Origin of the sequence: Dietzia sp. Cai40 (assembly GCF_014145165.1) — a bacterium.
Taxonomy (GTDB): Bacteria; Actinomycetota; Actinomycetes; order Mycobacteriales; family Mycobacteriaceae; genus Dietzia; species Dietzia natronolimnaea.
Genome location: NZ_JAALEB010000381.1, coordinates 1 through 6261, shown reverse-complemented (window position 1 = coordinate 6261; position 6261 = coordinate 1). Strand labels below are relative to the sequence as shown.

General features: G+C 71.3%; 7 protein-coding genes. 3 read left to right on the top strand and 4 right to left on the bottom strand.

Translation table 11 applies throughout. From position 1 onward, the window contains the following. Positions 1–61: 61 nt before the first annotated feature. From G6022_RS13935 to G6022_RS13920, 4 genes are all read right to left on the bottom strand, one after another. Positions 62–1201 (bottom strand): Mrp/NBP35 family ATP-binding protein, encoded by a 1140-nt coding sequence (locus tag G6022_RS13935; RefSeq protein ID WP_179525585.1) that lies wholly within the window; start codon positions 1199–1201, stop codon positions 62–64. A gap of 39 nt (positions 1202–1240) precedes the next feature. Further along, positions 1241–2377, bottom strand: coding sequence for a hypothetical protein (locus G6022_RS13930; RefSeq protein ID WP_182658828.1), 1137 nt, complete (start codon positions 2375–2377; stop codon positions 1241–1243). Between the two features lie 72 nt (positions 2378–2449). Continuing rightward, positions 2450–3001, bottom strand: a complete 552-nt coding sequence (locus G6022_RS13925) for a DUF1003 domain-containing protein (RefSeq protein ID WP_182610526.1) — start codon at positions 2999–3001, stop codon at positions 2450–2452. After that, a complete protein-coding gene (locus G6022_RS13920; protein WP_182639826.1) occupies positions 2998–4335 on the bottom strand; it encodes a CBS domain-containing protein in 1338 nt (445 codons plus the stop codon). The genes G6022_RS13925 and G6022_RS13920 overlap by 4 nt, the downstream gene beginning before the upstream one ends. Positions 4336–4404: 69 nt before the next feature. On the opposite strand from G6022_RS13920, the gene G6022_RS13915 reads away from it, so the two are divergent. The 3 genes from G6022_RS13915 to G6022_RS13905 all read left to right on the top strand — a co-directional run. Then, positions 4405–5445: a CoA ester lyase gene (locus G6022_RS13915; RefSeq protein WP_182610450.1), complete on the top strand. Its 1041-nt coding sequence runs from the start codon at positions 4405–4407 to the stop codon at positions 5443–5445. Then, entirely contained in the window at positions 5445–5945 is a 501-nt protein-coding gene (locus G6022_RS13910; protein ID WP_179525580.1) for a general stress protein, read from the top strand. The genes G6022_RS13915 and G6022_RS13910 overlap by 1 nt, the downstream gene beginning before the upstream one ends. Beyond that, positions 5942–6261: suppressor of fused domain protein (locus G6022_RS13905; protein WP_182691805.1), on the top strand; the 320-nt coding region annotated here is incomplete at its 3' end. The genes G6022_RS13910 and G6022_RS13905, both read left to right, overlap by 4 nt.

Below are 6261 nucleotides of genomic sequence, written 5' to 3'. Positions count from 1 at the left end.
GCGGTGCGGCGGTCCCGCCGTGCGGCGGTCCCGCCGTGCGGCGGTCCGGCCGGTCCGGCGGTCAGAGGTGGCGCGTGGTGTCGATCCCGAGGTTCATCCCCGCCAGTCCGCGCGGCCGGACGGCCAGTCCGTCCGCGATCTCCCTGTACGCCCTGCCGGACGGTGAATCCGGCTCCGCCAGGACGATCGGGGTGCCCTCGTCGCCGTGCTCCCGGACGGCCTGCTCGAGCGGCACCTGGCCGAGCAGGCGCACCGGTGCCCCCACGGAGCGTGAGAGGTTCGCCGCGACCTCGGCCCCACCGCCGGTGCCGAAGACGTCCATGCGGGTGCCGTCGGGGAGTTCGAGCCACGACATGTTCTCGATGACGCCCGCGATCCGCTGACGGGTCTGGAGAGCGATCGACCCCGCCCGTTCGGCCACCTCGGCGGCGGCCTGCTGCGGTGTGGTCACCACGAGGATCTCCGCCGACGGGATGAGTTGGGCGATCGAGATGGCGACGTCACCCGTTCCCGGCGGTAGGTCCATCAGCAGCACGTCGAGGTCGCCCCAGTACACGTCGGCCAGGAACTGCTGGAGGGCGCGGTGCAGCATGGGGCCACGCCACACCACCGGGGTGTTCCCCTTGGTGAACTGGGCGATCGAGATGACCTTGACGTCGTGCGCGACCGGCGGCAGGATCATCTGCTCGACCTGGGTGGGCCGGGCATCGGTGCCCAGCATGCGGGGGATCGAGTGGCCGTAGATGTCCGCGTCGAGGACGCCCACGGACAGTCCACGGGACGCGAGCGCGGTCGCGAGGTTGACCGTGGCGGTGGACTTGCCCACGCCCCCCTTGCCCGAGGCGACCGCGTACACGCGGGTGAGGTTCCCCGGTTGGGCGAACGGGATGACGGGTTCGGCCGCGTCCCCCCGGAGGTGCTTGCGCAGTTCCGTGCGCTGCTCGTCGTTCATCACGTCGAGCTCGACCACGACCTCGCCCACACCGGCGACGTCCGAGACCGCGGTGCGGACCCGGTCGGTGATCGTGTCCCGCATCGGGCACGTGGCCACCGTCAGGTAGATGCCTATCCCGACCCGGCCGGATCCCTCGTCGATGTCGACGCCCTTGACCATGCCGAGCTCCGTGAGCGGCTTTCTGATCTCCGGGTCGTCGACCTTGGCCAGGGCGGCGCGGATCGCTTCTTCGCTGGGTGCACTCATGATGCCCCGAGTCTAGGCGTCGGGGTCCGGGCGGGCGATTCAGGCAGGCGGCGGCACGCAGAACGGTGCGATGCAGGGGAGCTCGAACACCGGGAGCCCGGGTGGGGCCGGCGCGACCTGGGCCGGCGGCGCAGGGGGACGAGGCGCCGGCGCGTTCTCCGGGGACGGCGACGGGGACGGAGACGGCGGCGTGGGTACTGCCGGGGGAGCCGGCGGTGGGGTCACCTCGGTACATCCGGGTACCGGACGGCCGGGCTCGCCCGGCGGCGCGGGCTCCGGTGCCGCGGTGGGCCGACCCTCCCAGCCGTCCGGGCAGTGCTCGGGGGTCTTCGGTGGTTCCACGATCGGCCTGGGCTTGTGGATCTCCGGCAGGTCCGACGGCAACGGGTAGGAGTTGACGGCGTAGCCGTGCGCCCAGGCGTTGACGTTGGCCACGTACGCGAGCGAGTTGTTGTAGGCGAGGACCGCCCGGGTGCGGGCCGCGGGGTCACCCATCGAACCGCCCTGTCCACACAGCAGGGTCGCGGCCGCGAGTGCACCGTCGTAGATGTTGTTGGGGTCGGCCACGCCGTCGCCGTTGCCGTCCCGACCCAGCACCGCCCAGGTGGAGGGGATGAACTGCACGGGGCCGACCGCCCGGTCGAACTCGGTGTCGCCGTCGAACCGCCCGCCGTCGGTGTCGGTGATGACGGCGGTGCCGGGCAGCGAGCCGTCGAGGCGGGGACCGAGGATGCGGCCGATGGTGTTGCCCTGCGCGTCGAAGCGTCCACGGCCCTGGTTGGATTCGACCTGGCCGATGCCCGCGAGAAGTGTCCAGTCCATCTCGCACGCGGGCTTCTCGAGGTTGAGGCGGTCGGTGGCGCGGTGGTAGGCGTCCAGGGCGATGCCGGGGATCCCGAGGGGGCCGTCCGGGATCGTCGCGGGCTCGATGTGTGCGGCGCCGGGGTCCCGGACCTCGCTCGGCGGCGGGGTCTCGGAGGTCGGAGTGGTGGCACCCGCCGCGGTCGTCGTCGGATCTTGGGTGGCGGTCTCGGCCGCCTGGACGATTCCCGAGGCCCCGGTGGGCCGACTGTGGTCCATCGTCAGACTCACGGCGGTGAGCACGCCGATCACGCCCGCGGCGACCGCGGCGCTGGTCAGTGCCCGTCGATCAGTGTTGTGCGCGATCTTGCGCAAAGTTCCCCCTACAACGTCCGGACGGTGTCGCGAGCGGGGTGCGTCGCGGCATCGCTGCCGTGCTGGTCGACGCTACCTCCGGCCCCTGGTGTCTGAATCGCTTTTGCGGCGTTCGGTGTTACCGCCGTCACAATTCTGGTCCGCGAGCAGCGATTCTATGCGCTCGATCGAGCTCCTGAGGTCGTCGAGTTCCCGGCGGAGGTAGTCGCGGGTGACCGTCTCACCCACGGAGAGCCGGACGGAGGCCAGTTCCCGGGCCAGGAACTCGGTGTCCGCCTTGGTCTGGGTGGCCCGCAGCCTGTCCTCCGCGATCGACTCCTTGTCGCGGTCCTCCTGACGGTTCTGGGCCAGGAGGATGAGGGGGGCGGCGTAGGCCGCCTGGGTGGAGAACGCGAGGTTGAGGAGGATGAACGGATAGGGGTCGAAGCGCATCGCCACGACCGTGACGTTGATGAGGATCCAGACGATCACGAGGATCGTCTGGATCAGCAGGTACTGGCCGGTCCCGAAGAACCGGGCGATGGCCTCGCTGTACCGGCCCACGGCGTCCGGGTCGACACTGATGCGGGGCCGCCGCGAGGTGACGGGTGTGGAGAGCGCGGAGCGCGTGCCCGGTTCGGTCACCGACGGACCTCCCTGTGGTCGTGGAGGTCCATGTCACGCCAGTCCTCGGGGAGCAGGTGGTCGAGGAGGTCGTCCACCGCGACCGCCCCCAGGAGATGGCCCTCGTCGTCCACGACGGGACCGCACACGAGGTTATAGGTGGCGAAGAACCTCGTCACCGAGTCCACCGAGTCGGTGGGACGCAGGCTGGACAGGCTGGTGTCCACGGTCTCGGCGACCATGGTCGACGGCAACTCCCTGAGCAGCGCCTGGATGTGGACGCATCCGAGGTATTTGCCCGTCGGGGTGGCCGTGGGGGGTCGGACCACGAAGACGAGGCTCGCCAGCGCCGGGCTCAGGTCGGGATTGCGGCAGTGGGCCAGGGCTTCCGCGACTGTCGTCTGGGGGGACAGGATGATGGGTTCCGGCGTCATGAGCCCGCCGGCGGTGTCCGCGTCGAACGTCAACAGGCGGCGGACGGGTGCGGAGCCCTCCGGATGCATGAGTTCGAGGAAGGACTCGGCGTCCTTCTCCGGCATCTCGCCCAGCAGGTCCGCCGCGTCGTCCGGATCCATCGCCTCGAGGACGTCCGCCGCCCGTTCCAGCTCGAGTCGGGTCACGATCTCGGTCTGCTCGTCGTGGGGCAGTTCCTGGAGGATGTCCGCGAGTCGTTCGTCGTCGAGGGTGCGGGCCACCTCGAGCCGACGCACCTCGGGTAGTTCACGCAGGGCGTGCGCGACATCGGCGGGACGGAGATCGGCGTAGTGCTCGACCAGGCTCTCGGCTCCGTGCTCCGGGGTGCCGATGGCGTCGTCGTCGAACCCCTCGATCCGACTCCAGGGCTGGATCGACACCGGCCCCCGGCGGCCGAGGGGCCCGCGCCCACGACGGGCCCGGACGGCCAGCCTGGAGACGAGCCAGTCGCGGGTGCGCTGCCGCTCGATCTCCACGTCGACGACCTGGTAGCGCGACGTCACCGCGGTGCCGGCCCCCGAGACGGCCGAGGGGCCGGCCGCGGAGCCGGGCGCTCCGCGCTCCGGATCGACCCCCACGATCGAGTCCACCAGGGACCCGAGCACCAGGTTCTCGCCGGGCCTGGACTGGAACCGGTGCAGGTTGATCGTTCCGGAGATCAGCGCGACCGAGCGGGGCTCGACCGAGGCGACCCTGAGCATGGGCACGAAGATCCGCCGCCGGGTGGGCAGCTCCACCACCAGTCCGAGGACCCGGGGTTGCTTGTGCCGGGCGCGCATCGTCACCACGACGTCGCGGATCCGCCCGATGTCGTCCCCGTCAGGGCCGATCACCGGCAGTCCGGCTAGCCTGGCGACGAAAGCCTTGTTGAGGTTCGCCATGCGGACCAGGTTAGTCACCGGGTGGTGGATCACGCCCCGCCCGCACCGGACCGGAGGGAGTGCCCGCAGATGACCCCCGCCCAGCACACGGAGCCCGCACCGTCGGAGTCCGCCGCGGCGACGATCGCCGGACTGCGCACGCGTCCCCGGCGCACTGTGCTCGCCGTCCCCGGTAGCAGCGTCAAGATGATCGGCAAGGCCCGCGGGTTGCCGGTGGACGAGGTGTTCCTCGACCTCGAGGACGCCGTCGCGGGCCCGGCCAAGGAACAGGCGCGCGAGAACGTCGTCGAGGCGCTCACCAGCGGTGGCTTCGCCGCGCCGACCGTGGTGGTGAGGGTGAACGCCTGGGACACCGAGTACACCGTCCGGGACGTCACGGAGGTGGTCGGCAGGGCGGGCGCCCACGTCGACGCGCTCCTCCTGCCCAAGGCGCGGTCGGGCGCGGAGGTCCGGGCCCTCGACCTGGTGCTCACCCAGGTGGAGAAGGCGGCGGGCCTGCCGGTCGGGCACATCGGTATCGAGCCCCAGATCGAGGACGCGCTCGGTCTCACCAACATCGACGAGATCGCCACCGCGAGCGCGCGGGTCCTCACGCTGGTGTTCGGTCCCGCGGACTTCATGGCCTCGATCGGCATGCGCACCCTCACCGTCGGGGAGCAGCCGGAGGGGTACGCGCCGGGCGACGCCTACCACCACGTTCTGTTGAGCATCCTCGTCTCCGCCCGGGCGCACGGTCTCCAGGCGATCGACGGGCCGTTCCTCAAGGTGCGGGACGTGGAGGGCTTCCGCAGGGCGGCGGCCCGCACCGCGGCACTGGGCTTCGACGGCAAGTGGGTCCTGCATCCCGCCCAGGTGGACGCGGGCAACGAGGTGTTCAGCCCGCGTCAGGACGAGTTCGACAAGGCGGAGGGGATCCTCGCGGCCTACGCCCACTCCACGTCCGAGGAGGGCGGGGCCCGGGGCGCGGTGATGTTCGGTGACGAGATGCTCGACGAGGCCAGCCGTAAGATGGCACTGGTAGTCTCCGCACGGGGGCGGGCAGCGGGGATGACGACGACGGCCGCCCGAGAGACCGATCCGAACGGGTCGACGACGGAAGGATCGATGTGATGACGACTCCGGTGTCCCCGACCACGGGCCGGCGCGGGCAGACGCCCGGGTTGCCCACGCCCCCCACCGGGTGGGTGGTCGGTTCCTACCCCACCTACGCGCAGGCCCAGGCGGCCGTGGACCACCTCGCGGACGAGGAGTTCCCCGTCCACGAGGTGACCATCGTGGGCGTGGACCTCATGCAGGTGGAGCGTGTCACGGGCCGGTTGACCTGGCCCAAGATCCTGCTCGGCGGACTGGCGACCGGCGCGTGGCTCGGACTGTTCGTGGGCCTGCTGGTCGGCATCTTCACCCAGCCGATGTGGGGAGTCGTCCTCACCGGACTGATCGGTGGTTCGGTGTTCGGTGTGGTCTCCGCCTCGCTGTCCTACGCCGCGACACGGGGAAAGCGCGACTTCGCGTCGACCTCCCAGTTGGTCGCCGGACGGTACGACATCCTGTGCGAGCCCGGGAACGCCGAGAAGGTCCGCGACGAACTCGCACGCCTCGGCCTCAAGTGACGCTCCCGGGAGGCCCTTCCGACTCGTCGTCCGTCCTGACCGCGGTCCGCGAGCATCTCATCGCGCATCTCGGCCCCGAGCCGCAGGAGGCATCGGTGACCTTCCTGGGGGCGGCACCGATCCGGGTCCTGCGCTTCGTGGACATCGAGTCCGGCCTGGTCAGATACGCCTCGCTCGGGTGTTCGGCCGACCCGATGGGGGACCCGTCCGCGCTGGTCCCCGACCCGACCGCGCCGCGGGCCGAACTCTCCCTGGTGTTGCGGGGCGGCGTGGACGGGCTCGTCCGCGCCCTGGCCGTGCTCGCGGCCGCCCCGGC